Annotated in this window: 19 protein-coding genes and 4 tRNA genes; 11 read left to right on the forward strand and 12 right to left on the reverse strand. The window is 76.7% G+C overall.

Annotation, left to right across the window (positions count from 1 at the left end):
• Positions 1-22 precede the first annotated feature (22 nt).
• The 6 genes from JIG38_RS11445 to JIG38_RS11470 all read right to left on the reverse strand — a co-directional run bounded on the left by JIG38_RS11445 (position 23) and on the right by JIG38_RS11470 (position 9,314).
• A complete protein-coding gene (locus JIG38_RS11445; protein ID WP_199423931.1) occupies positions 23-1,735 on the reverse strand; it encodes a GTPase in 1,713 nt (570 codons plus the stop codon).
• A complete protein-coding gene (locus tag JIG38_RS11450) occupies positions 1,723-3,534 on the reverse strand; it encodes a dynamin family protein (protein WP_199423932.1) in 1,812 nt (603 codons plus the stop codon). The genes JIG38_RS11445 and JIG38_RS11450 overlap by 13 nt, the downstream gene beginning before the upstream one ends.
• 146 nt (positions 3,535-3,680) lie before the next feature.
• Positions 3,681-5,363 (reverse strand): energy-dependent translational throttle protein EttA, encoded by a 1,683-nt coding sequence (gene ettA / locus JIG38_RS11455; RefSeq protein ID WP_199423933.1) that lies wholly within the window; start codon positions 5,361-5,363, stop codon positions 3,681-3,683.
• 47 nt (positions 5,364-5,410) lie between these two features.
• On the reverse strand, positions 5,411-6,001 hold the full coding sequence (locus JIG38_RS11460) for a single-stranded DNA-binding protein (RefSeq protein WP_199423934.1): 591 nt from the start codon (positions 5,999-6,001) through the stop codon (positions 5,411-5,413).
• A gap of 65 nt (positions 6,002-6,066) precedes the next feature.
• On the reverse strand, positions 6,067-7,635 hold the full coding sequence (locus JIG38_RS11465) for a GTPase family protein (RefSeq protein ID WP_199423935.1): 1,569 nt from the start codon (positions 7,633-7,635) through the stop codon (positions 6,067-6,069).
• A complete protein-coding gene (locus tag JIG38_RS11470; RefSeq protein WP_199423988.1) occupies positions 7,632-9,314 on the reverse strand; it encodes a dynamin family protein in 1,683 nt (560 codons plus the stop codon). Before JIG38_RS11470 ends, JIG38_RS11465 begins: the two co-directional genes overlap by 4 nt.
• Positions 9,315-9,510: 196 nt before the next feature.
• On the opposite strand from JIG38_RS11470, the gene JIG38_RS11475 reads away from it, so the two are divergent.
• The 5 genes from JIG38_RS11475 (at position 9,511) to JIG38_RS11495 (ending at position 13,934) form a co-directional block, all read left to right on the forward strand.
• On the forward strand, positions 9,511-10,806 hold the full coding sequence (locus tag JIG38_RS11475) for a DUF418 domain-containing protein (RefSeq protein WP_199423936.1): 1,296 nt from the start codon (positions 9,511-9,513) through the stop codon (positions 10,804-10,806).
• Complete coding sequence (locus tag JIG38_RS11480) at positions 10,803-12,149, forward strand: sensor histidine kinase (protein ID WP_199423937.1); 1,347 nt, start codon at positions 10,803-10,805, stop codon at positions 12,147-12,149. Before JIG38_RS11475 ends, JIG38_RS11480 begins: the two co-directional genes overlap by 4 nt.
• Positions 12,137-12,805, forward strand: a complete 669-nt coding sequence (locus JIG38_RS11485) for a response regulator transcription factor (protein ID WP_199423938.1) — start codon at positions 12,137-12,139, stop codon at positions 12,803-12,805. The genes JIG38_RS11480 and JIG38_RS11485 overlap by 13 nt, the downstream gene beginning before the upstream one ends.
• Complete coding sequence (locus JIG38_RS11490; protein WP_199423939.1) at positions 12,802-13,734, forward strand: DUF4097 family beta strand repeat-containing protein; 933 nt, start codon at positions 12,802-12,804, stop codon at positions 13,732-13,734. Before JIG38_RS11485 ends, JIG38_RS11490 begins: the two co-directional genes overlap by 4 nt.
• 127 nt (positions 13,735-13,861) lie before the next feature.
• Positions 13,862-13,934 (forward strand) — tRNA-Arg (locus tag JIG38_RS11495).
• Positions 13,935-13,963: 29 nt separating this feature from the next.
• Here JIG38_RS11495 and JIG38_RS11500 read toward each other — a convergent pair.
• Positions 13,964-14,737, reverse strand: a complete 774-nt coding sequence (locus JIG38_RS11500; RefSeq protein WP_199423940.1) for a phosphatase PAP2 family protein — start codon at positions 14,735-14,737, stop codon at positions 13,964-13,966.
• Positions 14,738-14,955: 218 nt separating this feature from the next.
• Here JIG38_RS11500 and JIG38_RS20715 point away from each other — a divergent pair, with 218 nt between their 5' ends.
• From JIG38_RS20715 to orn, 3 genes are all read left to right on the forward strand, one after another.
• The gene (locus tag JIG38_RS20715) at positions 14,956-15,159 is read left to right on the forward strand and encodes a hypothetical protein (protein WP_199423941.1); all 204 of its coding nucleotides are present in this window, start codon (positions 14,956-14,958) and stop codon (positions 15,157-15,159) included.
• 154 nt (positions 15,160-15,313) lie between these two features.
• Positions 15,314-15,667 (forward strand): hypothetical protein, encoded by a 354-nt coding sequence (locus tag JIG38_RS11510; protein WP_199423942.1) that lies wholly within the window; start codon positions 15,314-15,316, stop codon positions 15,665-15,667.
• Positions 15,668-15,671: 4 nt separating this feature from the next.
• Positions 15,672-16,310 (forward strand): oligoribonuclease, encoded by a 639-nt coding sequence (gene orn, locus JIG38_RS11515; protein ID WP_199423943.1) that lies wholly within the window; start codon positions 15,672-15,674, stop codon positions 16,308-16,310.
• A 61-nt stretch (positions 16,311-16,371) separates the two neighbouring features.
• Here orn and JIG38_RS11520 read toward each other — a convergent pair.
• Positions 16,372-16,447, reverse strand: a tRNA-His gene (locus JIG38_RS11520).
• Between the two features lie 50 nt (positions 16,448-16,497).
• Complete coding sequence (locus JIG38_RS11525) at positions 16,498-17,442, reverse strand: ATP-grasp domain-containing protein (protein WP_199423944.1); 945 nt, start codon at positions 17,440-17,442, stop codon at positions 16,498-16,500.
• 181 nt (positions 17,443-17,623) lie between these two features.
• On the opposite strand from JIG38_RS11525, the gene JIG38_RS11530 reads away from it, so the two are divergent.
• Complete coding sequence (locus JIG38_RS11530) at positions 17,624-17,974, forward strand: STAS domain-containing protein (RefSeq protein WP_199423945.1); 351 nt, start codon at positions 17,624-17,626, stop codon at positions 17,972-17,974.
• 68 nt (positions 17,975-18,042) lie between these two features.
• Here the strand turns inward: JIG38_RS11530 and JIG38_RS11535 are convergent.
• The 3 genes from JIG38_RS11535 to JIG38_RS11545 form a co-directional block, all read right to left on the reverse strand.
• Positions 18,043-18,115, reverse strand: a tRNA-Lys gene (locus tag JIG38_RS11535).
• 145 nt (positions 18,116-18,260) lie between these two features.
• Complete coding sequence (locus JIG38_RS11540) at positions 18,261-18,569, reverse strand: hypothetical protein (RefSeq protein WP_199423946.1); 309 nt, start codon at positions 18,567-18,569, stop codon at positions 18,261-18,263.
• Positions 18,570-18,725: 156 nt separating this feature from the next.
• Positions 18,726-19,022: a GroES family chaperonin gene (locus JIG38_RS11545; protein ID WP_199423989.1), complete on the reverse strand. Its 297-nt coding sequence runs from the start codon at positions 19,020-19,022 to the stop codon at positions 18,726-18,728.
• A 112-nt stretch (positions 19,023-19,134) separates the two neighbouring features.
• Here JIG38_RS11545 and JIG38_RS11550 point away from each other — a divergent pair, with 112 nt between their 5' ends.
• Both JIG38_RS11550 and JIG38_RS11555 read left to right on the forward strand, forming a co-directional pair.
• Positions 19,135-19,602: a peroxiredoxin gene (locus tag JIG38_RS11550; protein WP_199423947.1), complete on the forward strand. Its 468-nt coding sequence runs from the start codon at positions 19,135-19,137 to the stop codon at positions 19,600-19,602.
• Between the two features lie 18 nt (positions 19,603-19,620).
• Positions 19,621-19,702, forward strand: a tRNA-Leu gene (locus JIG38_RS11555).
• Positions 19,703-19,714: the final 12 nt, after the last annotated feature.

Genomic DNA, 19,714 nt, shown 5'->3' on the forward strand with positions numbered 1-19,714 from the left:
CGGTACGACCGGGCGGGGCCGGTCAGCCGACCGCGCGTGCCGCCGCGCGGGCGCACTCGTCGTGCCGCTCGAGAACCTCGCGCACCGGGGCGACGACGTGCCGGCCTGCGACGTCGGCGACGGCCTCGCGCAGGTGCGCGGTCGCGCGCCGCGCCTGACGGCGCGCCCCCACGCCCGCCAGCAGCCGCGCGATCCCGGCCAGGATAAGGCCCACCAGCGTGCCGCCGACCGCGGCGAGCGTCGGGACGGGGATGCTCACCTGGCCCTGGTCCCACGCGGGCGGCTCGATCACGGGCATGCGCAGCGCGTCGAGGCCCCACAGGACGCCGAGCCACACGAGCCCCGCGACGGCGACGAGCAGCAGGAGCCACTGGAGCACCCCGACGACCGTCCACCACACCGGGCGGCGGTCGCTGATGACCTGCGTCCCCGACACCGCGCGGTCGAGCGCGTCGGGCAGCGCCTGCGCCTCCGCGCTCCCCTCGGTCCGTCCGCGCGCCTCGAGCACCCAGGCGTCCGGCAGCGACGCGGTCGCCGCGTCCGTGTAGTCGCGGACCGCCGCGCGGACGCGCGCCAGCTCGGCCGGGCCCGGTCGCGGCACGGATGTGCGGACGACGTCGGGCATGCTCGGCCGGCGCTCGCCGCGGCCCTGCCCCCCGCCGGTCCCCTCGCCGAGGTGCAGGCGGCGCAGCGGGTCCGGGCGCAGCCGGCTGAGCCAGCGCGTGGGCGGCCAGCCCGTCGCCTGGCGAGCGCGCAGCAGGCGGGTCCCCCGCACCGCCTCGGCGACCGCGGGGACCCCCGCCGCGCCCGCGAGCGACGTCACGAGCTCCGACGTGGACGGGGTCCGTCCGCCGCGACCGACCGGGCCGCAGGCGGCCTGCACCTGGCGCGCGAGGCGCACGACGTCGGCCTCGACCCGGGCCTGCGCGGCGACCCGGCGCGCCGCGGCGTCGTCGAGCGCGGCGCGCAGCGCGTCGACGCCCTCGCCCGTCCGCGCCGAGACGTCGAGCACGCGCACACCCGCGAGACCGTCCTCGGCCAGGAGCCGCTGCAGGTCGGCGTGGCAGGCCCGGCGCTCGGCGTCGGTGAGCCGGTCGACCTGGTTGAGCACGACGAGCATGACGTCGCGGTGCTCGACGAGCCCGCGCAGGTACCGCTCGTGGACGACGGCGTCCGCGTACTTCTGCGGGTCGAGCACCCAGACCATGAGGTCGACGAGCGCGACGAGGCGCTCGGCCTCGAGGCGGTGCTCGGTGCGGACGGAGTCGTGGTCGGGCAGGTCGAGCAGGATGAGCCCGCCGGGGGTCCGCGGGCCGCGGCCGAGCCGCACGCGCGGTGCCGCGCCCGACGCCGTCCCGGACGCCGGACCCGCCGGTGCGTCGGTCGCGTCGTCCTCGGGCAGCTGGTGCCGACGCCGCACGCCGAGCCAGTCGAGCAGACCCGCGGACCCGTCGCGTCCGCGCACGACGGCGAGCGCCTCCGACGTCGTCGGGCGGAGCACGTCCACCTCGGCCAGCGGCTCCCCCGCGAGCGCGTTGAGGAGCGACGACTTGCCCGAGCCCGTGGCGCCCGCGAGCGCGGCGACCGTGTGGTCGGCCGACAGGCGCAGCCGGTGGCCGGCGCGGTCCTCGAGGCCCTGGGCCGCCTCGACGACCGCCTCGGGCATCACGTCGCGGCCCACCCGCACCGCGTGGGCGAGCGCGTCGAGGCGCTCGGCGACGGTCACACCTGCCACAGCCGCCGCCACCATCCGCGCAGGCCGCCGGGCTCCTCGGCCGGCACCTCGACGACCGGCTCGTCCCACCGGGTGGCGGGCTCCGGCTCGCGCTCGGGCGTCCCGCCCGGCGCGGCGAGCGCGACCTGCTGGGCGGCGAGCCGGACCGCCTCGCCCGAGCGCGTGCCGAGGTCCAGCGCGTCGAGGCCGGTGGTGAACCGGTGCGCCTCGTCGTCGAGGAGCCGGGTCATCCGGGCCGCGAGGTCCTCCTGCGCGGTCCGCGTGAGCCGGCGCACCGCGTCGTCGCCGAAGACGGCCTCGAGCAGGCGCTGGGCGAGGACCGCGGTGCCGCCGGCGACCCCGACCTCCGCGGTGGTGAGGCCGCCCGTCGAGGCGAAGATCGCGACCATGAGCGCCGCGCCGAGCCCGTTGACCCCGAAGGACAGCACCCGCGCGGTCATGCGCTTGTCGGCACCCTCGGTCGAGACGAGGTCCATCACGCCGGCCTGCCACGCGCGGACCTCGGCGCTGATGCGCTCGCGCAGGTCCGCCGACGACCGGCTCAGGCGCAGCCCGTCGACCAGGCGCGAGCCCGCCGGGTCGGCGCGCCACGTCGCGTAGGTGTGGTCCGCCGCGCGGTCCGCGGCGTCCTGGACGAGGTCCACGAGGCCGTGCCCGATGGCGTCCGCGACCGGCTCGGGCGCCGGACGCCCGCGCAGGAAGGCGCTCGCGCGGTCGCGCCACGTGCTCACGGTGCTCTCGATCGCGCGGAACAGCTCGCCGGTGCCGACGAACTCCTGCCACCGGGCGAGCACCTCGCCGCGGAGCATGGTCCCGTCCTGCGTCGCCGTCTCGACCGCCCGCGCCGCGTCGCGGTATGCGTCCAGGGCGACCTCGCGCAGCCGCGCGACGTGCGCGACCTGCGCGTCGGCCGCGGCGGCGAGCGCCGGTGCACGCGCGACGACGTCGTCGACCGCGCCCTGGACCGTGCGGCGCACGACCTCCTGGCGCGCGACGGCGTCCCCCGCCACGCGGCGCAGCCAGCCGGACAGCTCGACGGTGGCCGCAGGCGGCAGCAGCCCGTCGACGAGGCGGGACTCCGGGACGGTGAACAGGCGCGTGTCCGCGAGGCCGTGCTCGGTGAGCATCGACCCGAGGTGCGAGCGCACCGCGTCCTCGGCGCCGGGGTCCACCCGGTTGAGCACCATCGCGACGACGGCCCGGCGGCGCGCGGCCGCGGCGAGCAGGTCCCAGGGCACCGCGTCGGCGTAGCGCGCCGCGGTCGTGACGAACACCCAGAGGTCCGCCGCGCCCAGCAGCTCCTCGCCGAGCTCGCGGTTCTCGACGACCACGGAGTCGATGTCCGGGGCGTCGAGCAGCGCGACCCCGCGCGGGACGGACGTGTCGGGCGCGAGCCGCAGGGCGCGGCCGACGGCGTCCGGCCCGGTGACGCGCGGCAGCCGCGGGAGCACGCGGTCCGTGGTGAACCAGGCGGCGTCGTCGGGGTGGTGCACGAGGACCGGCGACCGGGTGGTGGGGCGCAGGACGCCCGCGGGCGTCACCTGCGCGCCGACGAGGCTGTTGACGAGCGTCGACTTGCCCGCGCCGGTCGACCCGCCCACGACGGCCAGGAGCGGGGCGCCGAGCTGGCGCACGCGCGGCACGAGGTAGTCGTCGAGGTGGTCGACCAGCGCGGCCGCGGCGCGCCGGTCCTGCTCGGCGCCCGCGAGGTCCAGCGGCAGGCGCAGGTCGGCCACCGCGGCCCGCAGGCCGGTCAGCCCGGCGGCGAGGCGCTGGGCACCCTCGTCGGTCCAGGTCACCGTGCCTCCTTCGTCCGGACGTCCAGCCAGTCTCGCGCAGGCGCACCGATCATGCCCGTGCTCGGCGGCCCGGCGTCCGGCCGGGCGGCCGCCCGGGGCAGCACGACGGGCCCGGCACGAGGTGCCGGGCCCGTCGGGGGCGCGTCTCAGTCGCGCGTGAGCTTGCGGTACGTCACGCGGTGGGGCCGCGCGGCGTCGGCGCCCAGGCGCTCGACCTTGTTGGCCTCGTAGGACTCGAAGTTGCCCTCGAACCAGTACCAGCGCGACGGGTCCTCCTCGGTGCCCTCGTAGGCGAGGATGTGCGTCGCGACCCGGTCGAGGAACCACCGGTCGTGGGAGACCACGACGGCGCAGCCCGGGAACTCGAGCAGGGCGTTCTCGAGCGAACCCAGGGTCTCGACGTCGAGGTCGTTGGTGGGCTCGTCGAGCAGCAGCACGTTGCCGCCCTGCTTGAGCGTGAGGGCGAGGTTGAGCCGGTTCCGCTCGCCACCCGACAGCACGCCGGTCGGCTTCTGCTGGTCCGGGCCCTTGAAGCCGAACGCCGCGACGTAGGCCCGCGACGGCATCTCGACGTTGCCGACCTTGATGAAGTCGAGCCCGCCGGAGACGGTCTCCCAGAGGTTCTTCGTCGGGTCGAGCCCGCCGCGGGACTGGTCGACGTAGGAGAGCTTGACCGTCTCGCCGATCCGCAGGTCGCCGTCGTCGAGCGGCTCGAGGCCGACGATCGTCTTGAACAGGGTCGTCTTGCCGACGCCGTTGGGGCCGATGACGCCGACGATGCCGTTGCGGGGCAGCGAGAAGGACAGGTCGTCGATGAGCACGCGGTCGTCGAAGCCCTTGCGCAGGTCCTTCGCCTCGATGACCACGCTGCCGAGCCGGGGGCCCGGCGGGATCTGGATCTCCTCGAAGTCCAGCTTCCGCGTGCGGTCCGCCTCGGCAGCCATCTCCTCGTAGCGCGCCAGGCGCGCCTTCGACTTGGTCTGGCGGCCCTTGGCCGACGACCGGACCCACTCGAGCTCGTCCTTGAGGCGCTTGGCGAGCTTGGCGTCCTTCTTGCCCTGGACCTCGAGGCGCTGCTGCTTCTTCTCGAGGTACGTGGAGTAGTTGCCCTCGTACGGGTAGAGCCGGCCGCGGTCGACCTCGGCGATCCACTCGGCGACGTGGTCGAGGAAGTACCGGTCGTGGGTGACGGCGAGGACGGCGCCCTCGTACTGCGACAGGTGCTGCTCGAGCCACAGCACGCTCTCGGCGTCGAGGTGGTTGGTGGGCTCGTCGAGCAGCAGCAGGTCGGGCTTCTCGAGGAGCAGCTTGCACAGCGCGACGCGGCGGCGCTCACCACCGGACAGGACGGACACGTCCGCGTCCGGCGGCGGGCAGCGCAGCGCGTCCATGGCCTGCTCGAGCTGCGAGTCGAGGTCCCAGGCGTTGGCCGCGTCGATGGCCTCCTGGAGCTTGCCCATCTCCTCGAGCAGCGCGTCGTAGTCGGCGTCCGGGTTCGCCATCTCCTCGGAGATCTGGTTGAACCGGTCGAGCTTGCCCTTGATCTCGGAGACGCCCTCCTCGACGTTGCCGAGCACCGTCTTGGACTCGTTGAGCGGCGGCTCCTGCAGCAGGATGCCCACGGTGTAGCCCGGCGAGAGCCGCGCCTCGCCGTTCGACGGCTGGTCGAGGCCGGCCATGATCTTGAGGATGGTCGACTTGCCGGCGCCGTTCGGGCCCACGACGCCGATCTTGGCGCCCGGGTAGAAGCTCATGGTGACGTCGTCGAGGATCACCTTGTCGCCGTGCGCCTTGCGCGCCTTGTACATGGTGTAGATGAACTCAGCCACGTCGGGTCTGCTCCAGGTGTCTGGGGGGTGCGGTCCAACGTGCAAGCCTACGGCGTCGGCGTGGGCACCTCGTCCGGTGCGCCCAGCGACGCCGGGTCGCCGGGCCCGGGGTCGAGCGCGTCGACCAGGTCGGGCGCGTCGACCGGGTCGGTCCCGTCGACCGGCTCGTCGCCGGCGTCCGCGTCCGACGGCGGCGCGTCGGTGGCCCACGGGTCCACGGACTCCAGCGCCGCGGCCGCGCCCGACGGCGTCCCGGCGGCGTCGGACGTGCCGACCCGCACCGTGCGCGCGAACCTCGACTGCCCGCGCGTCAGGTCGTGGCCGAGCGCCGACGCCTCGAGCACGAGCGTCGTGCGCGGACCGCTCTCGCTCTCCCACTCCTCGGTCCGCAGGCGCCCGTGCACGAGCAGCGGGTCCCCCTTGCGGACCGACGCGGCCACGTTGAAGGCGACGTCGCGGAACGCCTTGACGGTGATCCACTCCGTGCGCCCGTCGGCCCACGCGCCGGCGCGGGTGTCGAACCGGCGCGGGGTCGTCGCGATCCGGAAGCTCGTGTACGGCACGCCGCCGCCGACGATCTCCTTGGGTGCCGTCGCGACCCAGCCGACGACGGTCAGCGAGAGTCCCTGCGTGGTCATGGCGTCCTCCTCGTCCCGCGCCGGCCGGTCCGGCGCTGGCAGGACCATGCCGCCGCGGCCGCGGCTCAGGGCGCAGGGACCGCCGGGCCTGGGGACGACGTCGCCCCGCCGTCGCCTGGGGACGACGACCCGACCGCGGGCCCGACGGCTGCCGCCTCGCGCACCGCGCGGTGCTCGGCGAGCACCGCCGCGGCGGGTGCGACGAGGCGCTCGTCCACCACCGTGCCGAGGGCCGCGAGCGCGGCGTCGCGCGCCCGCGCGGCCCCGCGCCGCCCGGCCGCGCGGCGCACGCGGCGCCCGAGCAGCTCGAGCAGGACCGCGAGCGCGAGCGCGACGACGGCGAGGAGCGCCCGGACGCCGCCGCCCGAGGAGCCGCCCGCGACCGCCGCGACGGCGAGCCCCGCGGCGACGAGACCGCCGACCCCGAGCACCGCGGCGAGGACCCGCAGCGCGGTCGCCGCACCCGCGCGGCGCCCCTCGAGCACGACCCCGCCGAGCGCGTCGTCGACGGCCGCGCTGAGCGCGCGGTGGTCGGGCAGGGCCGCGTCCACGGCCGAGCGCCAGGGGGCAGGCAGGCCCGCGGCCGCCGCGTCCAGCCAGCGCCCCCGCAGGTCCGCGACGCGGTCGCGCTGCACCGGCTCGGTGAAGCCGCGGGCCGTGCGGCCTGCGGCGACGCCCTCCTCGACGAGGCGGAGCGCGGGCTCGAGGCCCGCGGCGGTCGCGAGCGTCGTGACCGCGTCGGCGCGGGGCAGCGCGTCCGGCGCGACCTCCGCGGCCCCGAGGACCCGCGCCAGCCCCCGGGCGGCGTCGTCGATCTCCGCGGACGCGCGCACCTGGGCGACCGTGTGCCCGGCGACCGTCGACGCCAGGACGCCGCGCACCACCGGCACGCCGTCGCCCGTGCGGGCGGACGCGCTGTGCACACCGACGCCGCGGAGGCCGTCCTCCTCGAGCAGCCGCGACACGTCCCGCAGCAGCCCTGCCTGCGCGTGCACCGGCACCGTGTCCATCTGGTTGACCACGACGAGCATCGCGCCCTCGTGGCCCGTGAGGTGACGCAGGTAGCCGGAGTGCAGCGCGTCGTCGGCGTACTTCTGGGGGTCGACCACCCACACGAGCAGGTCGGCGAGCGGCAGGAGGCGGTCGACCACCTCGCGGTGCGCGGGCTCGACCGAGTCGTGGTCGGGCAGGTCGAGCAGGATGAGCCCGCGCAGGTCGGCCTGCGACTCGCCGTCGAGCTCGCTCTCGCGCTCCATGCGGCGGTCGCGCGCGACGCCGAGCCAGTCGAGCAGCGCCGAGGCGTCGTGCGCCCAGACGCACGCGGTGACCTGCGACGTCGTGGGGCGGCTCACGCCGACGTCGGCGAGCGGCAGCCCCGTGAGCGCGTTGAAGAGGCTCGACTTGCCCGAGCCCGTGCCGCCCACGAGCGCGACGACGGTGTGGTCGGCGCCCAGGGCGAGCCGTTCGCGCACCGTCGCCAGGGCGCCCCGCACCGCGGACGCCGTCGCGTCCGGCACCCGCGGCCCGGCGACGTCGAGGGCGCGCTCGAGGCGATCGACGCGCGCGAGCAGACCGGCGGTCCGGCTCCCCGGGGCCGTTCCCGCGGGTGCGGGGGTGGTGTCCGGCTGCGTCATCGCACCGCCTTGAGCACGGCGCCGCGCAGGCGCAGCCGCGACGCGGCGTCGGAGGCGAGGTCGGCCGACCCCAGGAGCGCCGACGCCGGCGCCGCGCCGGCCACGACCTGCTGCCGGACGGCCTCGGTGAGCTCCTCGCGCAGCGCGGCGACCAGGGCGCCGGCGGCGCCGCGGCCGGCGTCCGCGCACCGTGCGGCCGCGGGCTCGAGGCCTGCCGCGCCGGCGAGCAGCACCCCGGCCGCCGCGGGACCCAGCCGGCGAGCGAGCGCGTCCCGCGCCTCGTCCGCCTGCGGGCTGCCGTCGGCCCGCGCGGCCCACGCGAGCGCCGCGTCGTGCGGGCTCGCGGTGCCGGTGTCGACGACGTCCGCGTCGGCGTGCGGCACGACGCCGATGACCCCGGACGCGGCGTCGTGGCCCAGGGCGTCGAGCGCGTCGACGAGGCCCTGGGCGCCGGGCAGGTCCGAGGCCGCGACGGCGCCCCGGACCGCCGCGCGCCCGGCGGTCCGGGCCTGGGCCAGCACGACCTCGAGCGAGGCGAGGACGTCGTCGGCGAGAGCGGCGAGCTCGGCGTCGCGGTCCGCGCGACGGCGGCGCGGCACGCGGCGCGCGAGCAGCCCGCGGGCCTCCGCGGCGGACCACCGGCTGCGCACCGGACCCGCCACGACGGCGCCCTGCGCCGCCGCGTCCGCGGCGGCGTCGGCCGTCCGCGAGACCGTCGCCCTGACCAGCCGGCCGAGCGCGTCGGCGGCGTCGACCTGGGCCTGGACCGCCTCGGCGAGCTCGTCGACCCACGGTCGCAGGGCCGCGAGCGCGCCGCGCTGCGTGCGCGCGATGACGGCGCGCGCGCGGTCGGGCCCGGAGACGGTCGCGAGCCAGCGCCGCATCGGGGCGACGGCGGCCGGCGGCAGCGGGCCCTCGTGCGGGCCGAGGTCACGCACGAGGAAGAGCGGCACGGCGCCCATGCCGCGGTCCCGCAGCCGTGCCATGAGCTCGGTGCGCACCGTCACGAGGGCGTCCGCGGGCACCCGGTTGAGCACCATGGCGACGGACGTGCCCCGCCCGGCGGCGTCGTCCAGCACCTGCCACGGCAGCGCGTCGCCGTACCGCGCCGCCGTGGTGACGAACAGCCACAGGTCGGCCGCCTCGAGCAGCCGGTGGGCGGTGGCGCGGTTGCTCGCGACGAGCGAGTCGAGGTCCGGCGCGTCCACGAGCGCGATCCCGCGCGGCACCGCGTCGCTGCCGACGACGTCGACCACGTCGCGCAGCGGGTGGTCCGCGAGCAGGTCGGCGTCGGCAGGGTGGTGCACGAGGACCGGCCGGCGCGTCGTGGGCCGCAGCACGCCCGCCGGGCTCACCTCGGAGCCCACCACGGAGTTGACGATCGTGGACTTGCCCGCGCCCGTCGATCCCGCGACGACGACGACCGCGGGCGCCGAGAGCTCGCGCAGCCGCGGCAGGAGGTGGTCGTCGAGCTGGTCGAGCAGCGCGACCCGACGCGCCTCGGCCTCGTCGACGCCCGGGAGGGGGAGCGGGAAGGAGGTCGCGGCGACGTCGCGCCGCAGGTCCTCCACGGCGTCGAGCGTCGACGAGCTCGCGCGCGGGCGGTCCGGGGTGCTCGCCGCACGGAACGAGCCCGTGCCCCGAGGACCGGTGAGGACGCCCCCGGTGCTCGGTGCCATGGTCACGGGGTCATCCTCCCGTGCGCGCAGGCGGGGACCAAACACGCGCGCCGCGCGTCGCGGCGCGCGTCCGCCGGGCCCGACCGGTCGCGTCGCGCGCGCCGGACCGGGCCGCGGACCCGGGGGTCTGCCCCCGGACGACCTCGTGGGCGCACCCCCTGGGAGCGGCCCTCGGGCGTCCCTAGCGTTGCCGGGCATGAGCCATCCCCCGACCGCCACGGCGCCGGCGACGCCGGGCCCCGGCCCGACCGGCCGCCCGCAGCCCCCGCTCCCCTCCCCGACGCCCGCGACGTCCCGGTCCCTGGCCCCCGACCTCGCGCGCGGCCTGCTCCTGCTGCTCATCGCCTCCGCGAACGTGTGGGGCTACCTGTGGTCGGACGACGGCTACCACGAGGCGGGCGGCCGCCCGGTCGGCGGGTCGGCCACGGACCACCTCGTGGACGCCGTCCTCACCCTGCTCGTCGACAGCCACACGAAGCCGATGTTCGCGATCCTCTACGGCTTCGGGCTCGCGACGATGGCGGCCCGCCTCGCCGCCCGCGGCGCGACGCCCCGCACCACCCGACGGGTCCTCACGCGCCGCAGCCTCGCGCTCCTCGTCCTCGGCCTGCTCCACGCGACGCTCCTCTACGGCGGCGACATCCTCGCGCCCTACGGGGCGGCCGGGCTGCTGGCCCTCCTCCTGCTGCACCGGTCCCGCGTCGCGCTCGCGTGGTGGTTCGGCGTCGCCTACACGCTGTCGCTCACCGCCGGTGCGGTCGCGCTGCTCGTCCCGTCCGACGCCGGCGGCGGCGAGGCGTCCGCGCCCGAGGCGACCGGCTACCTCGCCTCGGCGCTCGACCGGCTCGCCACGGCCGCGACCGTGACCTCGCTCTACACGCTGACGCTCATGTTCGTCCCGCACCTGGTCGTCGGCATCCTGCTCGCGCGCTCGGGCTGGCTCACGCACCCGGCCGAGCACCGGCGGCGGCTCGGGCAGGTCGCCCTCGGCCTCGGCGCCGTCAGCGTGGCCGGCAGCCTGCCGTACGCCGTCGCCGTCGGGCAGGTGTGGCACCCCGGCACGACCGCGCTGGCCGTCGCCGAGCTCGTCCACCACGTCGCCGGCGACCTCATGGGGCTCGCCTACGTCTGCGCCTTCGGCTGGTTCGCCGCGGCGTGGGTCGGGCGCGGCCGCCGCGGCCCGGTGGCCGCCCTCGCCGCCGTCGGCGAGCGCTCCCTCACCTGCTACCTGCTGCAGTCGCTCCTGTTCGCCCCGCTGCTCAGCGACTGGGGCCTCGGCCTCGGCGGTCGCCTCTCGACCACCCAGGCCGCGCTCCTCGCGGTTCTGGTGTGGCTCGTCACGGCGGCGGTCGCGGTCTCCCTGCACCGGGCCGGGCGGCGCGGACCGTTCGAGTCGGCGCTGCGGCGGGTGTCCTACGGCCGCCGTGGGGCCGCGGACGTGGCGGCGCGTGGTCCCGCGACGTCCCCGGCGCCCCTACGGTCGGGGGCATGACGTCCGCCGCCGGCCCGCACGACGACGTGCGCGCCGTCGCACCCGCCCTGCGCGGCGGCCGGGCGCTGCTGCTCGCACCGGTGTCGGCGGCGACCTGGCGGGCGGTCTCGCACGCGGTCGTCGGCACGGTCGTCCTGCTGCCCGTGGCCGCGGTCGTGCTCACCGCGGTCCCGCTGTCGCTCGCCCTCGTGGTGCTCGGGGTGGGGGCGCCGATGCTCGTGCTGGTCCTGCTCGCGAGCGCCCCGGTGGCCGCGCTCGAGCGGGCGCGCCTGCGGGCGCAGCTCGGCGTCGACATCGCCCCGCCCGAGCTCCCACGGCGCGACCTGGGAGCACGCCGGTGGTGGCGTGGGTGGGGACGCGTCGCCGCCGACCCCCGCCGCTGGGGTCACCTCCTCCACGTCGTCGTCGGGCTGGGCCTGTCCGTCGCCCAGCTCGGCGCGGTCGCGGCGCTCGGCGGCGGCGGGCTGGCCCTCCTCGCTCTGCCGGCTTACCGCTCGTGGGCCGACGTCGACCTGCCGGCGGCGCTCCTCGTCGCCGTCGGTCTGGCCGCCGTGTGGCTCGCCGCGCTCCTCGCCCAGCTGGTCACCCTCGGGCACGTGCGGCTCGCGCGCGGCCTCCTCGGGCGCCCGGCCTCGGCCGCCCTCGCGGACGCCGCGCGGGCCGCGGCGCTGGAGGCGGACGAGCGCGCGACCCGGGCCGAGGTGCGCGCCGAGCACCTCACGCGGGCCCGCGCGCGCGCCGTGGGCGCCGCGGCCGACGACCGGCGACGGATCGAGCGCGACCTGCACGACGGCGCCCAGCAGCGCCTCGTCGCGCTCGGCGTCGAGCTCGGCGTCGCGCGCCGGGCGGCCGCGTCGGACCCCGCCGTCGCCGCGGCGGCGCTCGACCACGCGCACCGCGAGGTCAAGGAGACCCTCGCCGAGCTCCGCGACCTCGTGCGCGGCATCCACCCCGCGGTGCTGACCGACCGCGGCCTCGACGCCGCGCTCTCGGCGCTCGCGGCGCGGTGCCCGGTGCCCGTGACCGTCGAGGTGCCCGCGACGGACTCCCTCGACGGCGCCGGCCCGGCCGCCGAGGCCGCCGCGTACTTCGTCACCGCCGAGGCGCTGACGAACGTCGCCCGGCACTCCGGCGCGCAGCGCGCGGACGTGCGCGCCGAACTCGTCGGCGACCGGCTGCGGCTCACGGTGAGCGACGACGGCCGCGGCGGGGCCAGGGCCCTGCCCGGGAGCGGGCTCGACGGGCTGCGCGGCCGGGTCGAGGCGCTGGACGGGACCTTCGCGCTCGACAGCCCCCGCGGGCGTGGGACCCGCCTCACCGTGGAGGTGCCGTGCGCATCGTGATCGCGGAGGACTCGGTCCTCCTGCTCGACGGGCTGACGCGCCTCCTCGCCGCCGAGGGGCACGAGGTCACCGGCCACCGCACCGCCGACGCGCTCGTCGCCGGCCTCGGCAGCGGGCAGGAGCCGCCGGGCCTCGTCGTGACCGACGTCCGGATGCCGCCGTCGCACACCGACGAGGGCCTGCGCGCCGTCGTGCACCTGCGCAGCCTGCACCCGAGGCTGCCGGTGCTCGTCCTGTCGCAGTACGTCGAGCAGCGGTACGCCTCCGAGCTGTTCGCGGGTGACGTGCGCGGGCTGGGGTACGTGCTCAAGGACCGCGTCGCCGACGTGGAGGAGTTCCTCGACGTCGTGGCGCGCGTCGCCGCGGGCGGCACGGTCATCGACCCCGAGGTCGTCGCGCAGCTCCTCGCCCGCACGCGCCGCGACGGCCTGCGGGAGCTCACGCCGCGCGAGCGCGACGTCCTCGGGCTCATGGCCGAGGGACGCTCGAACGCGGCCATCGCCGAGCGCCTCGTCGTCGGCCTCGGCGCCGTCGAGAAGCACGTCACCTCGGTCTTCACCAAGCTCGACCTGGCCCCCGACGGCGACGGCCACCGCCGCGTCCTCGCGGTGCTGCGCTGGCTCGAGCACGCCCCGGGCCGCGGGGGCCGGCCGTGACCGCGCCGCCGCGGCGCACGCGCGCGGCGGGTGCGCTGCGCTGGTCCGGCGGGCTCGTGGGCGCCCTGGTGATCCTCGCGACCGGGGCCGCGGCGGCCGACCACCTGACCCAGCGCACGACCGAGGCCGGGCACGCCTACCCGGCGCCCGCAGCCGTGGAGCTGGTCGCCGACGGCGAGGTCACCGTCACCGCGGGCGGCGCGGACGTCGAGGTCCTGGCCCGGGCACGGACGGGGCTGTCGCCCGCGACCTACGCCGCGGACCGCACGGACGCCGGGCTCACCGTCCGGCACACGTGCCAGGACCAGGTGGGCGCCAGCTGCAGCGCGTCGCTCGACGTGCGGGTCCCCGAGGGGACGCACGTGACGGTCCGGGCGTCGTCGGGTGCCGTCCGGGTGCTCGACGGCGTCGGGGACGTCACGGTGAGCTCGGGCGTCGGCAGCGTGGTGGTCGACGGGGTCGGCGGGCGGGTCCGGGCGGCGGCCGGCGCGGGCGACGTCGAGGTCCGCGGCGCCGGCGGTCCGGTCGAGGCGTCGACCGACATCGGCGACGTCGCCGTGCACGGGGCTAGCGGCGAGGTCGTCGCGCGCTCGGGCAGCGGCGGGGTCGAGGTCCGTGACGCGGGTGGCGCGGTCGAGGCGACAACGGGGATCGGCGACGTCCGGGTGCGCGGCGCGGCGGGCGACGCCGTGGTCCGCTCGGGCAGCGGCGGCCTGGACGTGGCCGGCGTGCTCGGCGACGTGCGCGCGACGACGTCGGTCGGGCGGGTCGTCGTGCGCTCCACCGGCGACCCGGTGGCGCTCGACATCGCGACCGCCCAGGGCCGCTCCACGGTCGACGCGCCGACGGACCCGGGCGCCCCGCGCTCGGTCTACATCCGCTCGGACAGCGGCGACGTCTCCTACGTCGGCGCCCCGGCGGCCGGCTGAGCCGCCCGACGAGGACCGCTCCCCCGGCGCGTCGCCGAGTCCGTAGCATGTGCGTCGCAGCGGCCGCCGCTGCGGCTCGTCGCACGACCCGAGCGCATCGCGTTGCCGCGAGGTGCTGCTCGCACCCGCCCCCGTAGCTCAGTGGATAGAGCATCGGACTTCTAATCCGCAGGTCGCAGGTTCGAATCCTGCCGGGGGCGCCGCAGGCCGGTCGCGCCTGCCCGCGCGCTCAGCCCGTCCCGGGCAGCGACGCCGTCGCCTTCGTCACCCGCGCCGCCCGGACCGCCCGGCGCCGGTCGACCACGACCACGCCGCCGAGCACCGCGACCGCGAGCGCCATCGACGCCACGACGTCCGTGACGAAGTGGTACCCGAGGTAGAGCCGGCTCAGCGCGACGACGAGGATCCCGGCCACGATGACGAGGAACCACACCACGAGCGAGCCCACGCGGGGACGCCGGATCCACGCCAGGTACCCGACCACGAGCAGGAGCGTCGCCGTGCCGATCGTGTGGCCCGACGGGAACGAGTAGGTCGTCTCGACGCCCGCGACGGTCATGGTGTCCACGGGCGGCCGGGGCCGCGCGACGGCGTCCTTGATGAGCACGGACACGATCGTCGAGGCGACCATCGCGCCGGCCAGCAGGCCCGCCTGCCACCACTGCTTGCGCCAGAAGCCCCAGGTCAGGGTGCCCACGAGGACGAGGACGGGCAGCACCTCGGGCCCCGTCACGGTCGTGATCACCGTGAGCACGACGGTGACGGGCTCGCTGCGCGCCTCGGCGAGGCCGGTGAGGACGGGCTGGTCGAGCTCGGCGAGGTCGTCGTTCTCCTGCACGGCGTCGAAGACCCCGAGGAACCCGGCGGTGCCGAGCACCACGAGCAGCAGACCGACGACGACGGCGACCTGCGGACCCCGGTCGACGACCCACGACCGCCGGCCCCAGAGGTCGGCGACCACGTCCCGCACGGTCGCGCGCACGCCGCGTCGCCCCTCCGCCATCCGGCGAGCATCGCACCCGCGCGGGCGGACCGCGCGGCGGGCGCCCGTCGCCGCGGGCGGCGGGCGGCGCCCGGCACCGCCCGGCACCGACCGACCCCGTCCGGACCGGGGTAATTCGGGTGCGTCCCGGCACGGCGCTCTGCCACCGTGGGACCACCGCGGTGAAGGACCTGGCCCGTCCTCGACCCCAGTCCCTTCCCACCTCCTGGAGCACCACCATGCATCCTCTGACCGTCTACGAGATAGCCGTCCGCGAGCACCAGCGCGCGACCGTCGAGCGCAGCCGCGCCCGCCAGGTCCGCCTGAGCCGGCGGGCCCGCTCGGTCCCGGACGTCCGGCCGACCGAGCGGCTCCTCTCCCGGGGCACGACCGCCGTCGCGGCGGCCGGGTCCCCCACCGACGGACGCCCCGCGGTCGCCTGAGCGCACGCGGGGCGTCCGCCCTGCTCCCCGGCGTCCGTCGCCACCACGCAGCGTCGCTACGGCGCCTCGGACCCCCGACGCTCTGCCACGATGGCGCCATGCCCGACCTCCGCCCGCCCGTCCGCTCGGCGGGCCGCTGCGAGGCGACGCGCTGATGGGCCGGCACTCCGCCCCCGCGCCGCCGCCCGCGTCCGAGCCCCCGCGCCACGACGACGGCGCCGGGCACGCACCCGCGACGCACGGCCTGGTGCCGCGCCTCGTGCTCGCCGCCGTGAGCGGGCTCACCGTCGCGGCCGTCACGCTCTGGGGCGGCACGCCGTGGACCACGGCCCTCGCGCTGGCCGCTGCGGCAGCCGTCGTCGTCGGCGTCGGCGCGTGGCTCGCCGGCACGCTGCCCCGCCCGGGCGCGGGACCCCCGGGACCCCCGGGACCGCCACGGCCGACGCCGCCGGCGCCGGGCGACGGGCGCGACGCGCACCGGCCGGCGGGCGACCAGCCCGTACAGTGACCGCGTGAGCCCTGCCGCACCCAACGACCGCATCGTCTGGATCGACTGCGAGATGACCGGTCTCGACCTCGGGCGCGACGCGCTCATCGAGGTCGCCGCCGTGGTCACCGACTCGGAGCTGACCATCCTCGGCGAGGGGGTCGACGTCGTCGTCACCCCGCCGGCCGAGGCTCTCGAGCAGATGGAACCCTTCGTGCGCGACATGCACACGACGTCCGGGCTGCTCGACGCGCTGCCCGGCGGCGTCACGCTCGCCGAGGCCGAGCAGCAGGTCCTGGACTACATCCGGACCTGGGTGCCCGAGGCGCGCAGGGCGCCGCTCGCCGGCAACTCGGTCGGCACCGACAAGACGTTCCTCGACCGGGACATGCCGGGTCTCGTCGAGCACCTGCACTACCGGATCATCGACGTGTCCTCCATCAAGGAGCTCGCCCGGCGCTGGTACCCGCGCATCTACTTCGCCTCGCCCGAGAAGACGGGCGGGCACCGCGCCCTCGCCGACATCCTCGAGAGCATCGACGAGCTGCGGTACTACCGCGCCGCGATGCTCGTGCCCCAGCCGGGGCCGGACTCGGCGACGGCCAAGCAGGTCGCCGCGCAGATCGCCGCGACGAGCGTGCGCGGGGCGACGCCCGCGCCCTGAGCCGGCCCGGACGCACGAACGGCACCCGACGCGTCGTCGGGTGCCGTCGTCGTGCTCACGATGGGGTGGCTAACGGGACTTGAACCCGCGACCCCCTGGACCACAACCAGGTGCTCTACCAACTGAGCTATAGCCACCACGGTGTCGAGACCGGCCACCGGGCGGCGGTCGCGAACCGGCGAGAAGTCTACACAGTCGCGGAGGGTGCTCCGGGCACGCGCTCGAGGATCGCGGTCGCGAACCTCTCGACCGCGCCCTCGCCGAGGCTCATGAACAGCGAGGGCTCGACCGTCTCGAGCTCCATGAGGACCGGCTGGTCGTCGTCCCCGCTCACCAGGTCGACCCGCGCGTAGAGGAACGGCTGCTCCGGGACGTCGGGGTCCGCCTGCGCGCGCAGCAGGCCTGCCGCCGTCGCGATGACCTGCCGGGCCATCTCGACCTCGGCCTCCGACGCGTCGATGCGCGTCATCTGCTCCTTCTTGTAGAGGCCGGAGCCGCCGACGTCGGGGCCGCTGAGCATCGCGCCCTTGCGCACGCTGTGCGAGTACTCCCCGGACACGAAGATGTGCGCCCGCTCGCCGACCGTGTCGACGCTCGTGAGGTACCGCTGCACCATGACGGTGCGGTCGGCCTCGAGCAGGCGGCGCGCGTGGGAGATCGCCAGCCCGCGAGAGCCGGCGTCGATCGCGGTGTAGCGGCCCGTGTCGACCGAGCCCGCGGACACCGCGGGCTTGATGACGAAGTCGCCGTGGGCGGGGAACCGGGTGTGCAGCGCGCGCGAGGACAGGTGGCGCTCGGGCTCGAGCCACATGGTGGGCACGATCGGCACGCCGGCGGCCTCGAGCTCGGCGAGGTAGTGCTTGTCCGTGTTCCAGCGCACCACGGCGGCGGGGTTCACCAGGGTGGTCACCGCCTCGACGGCCTCGGCCCACGCGACGAATGCCGGCCGGCGGGTCGCGTAGTCCCAGGTCGAGCGGATCACGACGAGGTCGTAGGCGGACCAGTCGACCGCCGGGTCGTCCCACACGGCCACGTCGACGTCGACGCCGCGTGCCTGCAGCTCGCCGAGCAGCGGGCTCTCCTCGGCGTCGAGGGTGGGCAGGGCGGCACAGGTGGCGAGGGCGATCTTCACCCCGCCACTGTACGGTCCGGCGCGCCGCGTGCCACGAGACCTCCGCTCTCCTCCCGCGCCCGGAATGTCCTGGCCCCGACACGGCGTCCCGGAGGTGGGAGCGCTGCCGCAGTGCCAACTCCCCCCGGGTGCGGTTGGATCGCTGAGGAAGAGGGGCGCGGCGCTGCGAGAAGGGACGGCCATGGCCGAGGTGGAGACCGAGGGTGACGGGACGTCGGGGATGGCTCTGCAGAGCGAGCCCGACCGGTCGGTGGTCCGCGCGTGGGGCGAGATCGACCTGTCCGTCCGGCGGTCCGTCAACGAGCTGTGCCAGGCGGTCTCCGAGCGGTCCCTGCCGGTCGTCATCGACGCGCGCGACGTGACCTTCATCGACTCGACCGGCATGTCGATCCTCGTCCGGATCGCCCGCGACGCCGAGGCCGGCGGCTATCCCGTCCGCCTCGACAACGCGCCGTGGATGCTGCGCGAGCTGCTCACGATCACGGGCGTGGACCAGCTGCTGCCGCTCGGCGACACGACCGCCGAGGACTGAGCCCGGCGCTCGGACGACCCCACGCACGACGAAGGCCCCGGTCGCAGGACCGGGGCCTTCGTCGTCGGTGCGCCATCAGGGACTCGAACCCCGAACCCGCTGATTAAGAGTCAGCTGCTCTGCCAATTGAGCTAATGGCGCGCGGTGCACGAGGTTAGCACCGAGGTCGCGAGGACGCGAAACCGCTGGTCAGCGGGCCGCGGGCCGCATCCGGGCGCGTCCGCGCCCGCCCCAAGGCCCGCCTCGGGTGCCGGCGGCCGCTCCTGCACGCCGCGGCGCGGACGCCTCAGCTGTCGGCGTCGGCCGCCGCCGCGTCGCCGGTCGCGGCCGCGTCAGGCGTCGTCGTCGCGCCCTCGTCCTCGGCGTCCCACCACGCGACCTCGGGCAGGCCCTCGTCCTCGAGGATCGCCGGGGAGGCGGGGCCGTCCGGGTTCACGAGGTCCGCGAGAAGGGTCAGCGGGACACCTTCGGCCAGCAGGCTCATCACCTCGGCCGACGCCTCGGTCTCCACCTGGTCGGCAGCCTCGACGACGGCCGGCTCGGGCTCGAGGCCGGGAACGGCCTCACCCTCACCCACGTTGGTCTCCAGACCCATCGCCTGGACCTCCTCTCTGGTGGTCGACGGTCACACTGCACCACTGCCGGGCAGGTGACGCAACGCGTCACGCCGGACGGACCGGCACGATCTTCCCGCCACGGCGGCGAGGCCCGGCGATCCGTCCGCGCGCGGGCACGTCCTCACGGAGAACGCTCACAGGTACAGCCCGGTTCCCTCGCCGCTCGGAGCCGGTTCGGCGACGCCGTGGATGTCACGCTCCCGCAGGAGCAGGTAGTCCACGCCCTCGAGCTCCACCTCGGCCCGGTCCTCGGGGTCGAAGAGCACGCGGTCGCCGCGGTCGACCTGGCGGACGTGCTGGCCCGTCGCGACCACGAGCCCCCAGGCCAGGCGCTTGCCCACCGCCGCCGTCGCCGGGATGACGATCCCGGACGAGGACAGCCGCTCGGCCGACTCGGCGTCGAGACGCACGAGGACGCGGTCGTGGAGCATCCGCACGGGCGGACGGCCTGCGGGGCCGGCCGCGTCGGGGCGGGGGTCGCCCGGGAGGGGGAGGGACGTCACCCGCCCGACGCTACAGTGGCCTCCGATCCCGAGGAGGACCATGCCGCGCCTGTCCGTCGGTGACCCCGCACCCGACTTCACCGTCCCCACCGCCGACGGCGGGACCTTCACCCTCTCGGAGCAGCGCGGGACGCGCGTGGTCATCTTCTTCTTCCCCGCCGCGATGACGCCCGGCTGCACCACGCAGGCCTGCGACTTCCGCGACTCGCTCGGCGCCCTCCAGGCCGCCGGGTACACCGTCCTCGGCATCTCCCCCGACCCGGTGCCCCGCCTCCAGGAGTTCACGGAGTCCGCCGCGCTCACCTACCCGCTGGGCTCCGACCCCGACAGGGCCGTCCTGCTGGCGTACGGCGCGTACGGCGAGAAGAAGCTCTACGGCAAGACGGTCGAGGGCGTCATCCGGTCGACCGTCGTCGTCGGCGCGGACGGGGACGTCGAGGTGGCGCAGTACAACGTCAAGGCCACCGGTCACGTCGCCAAGCTCCGGCGGGACCTCGGCCTCGGCTGACCCCTAGGCTCGGCCCGAGCGCGAGTGGCGAAATCGGCAGACGCGCCAGGTTTAGGTCCTGGTGCCCTCGGGCGTGCGGGTTCGACTCCCGCCTCGCGCACCCCGCCCGACG

The organism is Actinotalea solisilvae, assembly GCF_016464425.1.
GTDB classification, from domain to species: domain Bacteria; phylum Actinomycetota; class Actinomycetes; order Actinomycetales; family Cellulomonadaceae; genus Actinotalea; species Actinotalea solisilvae.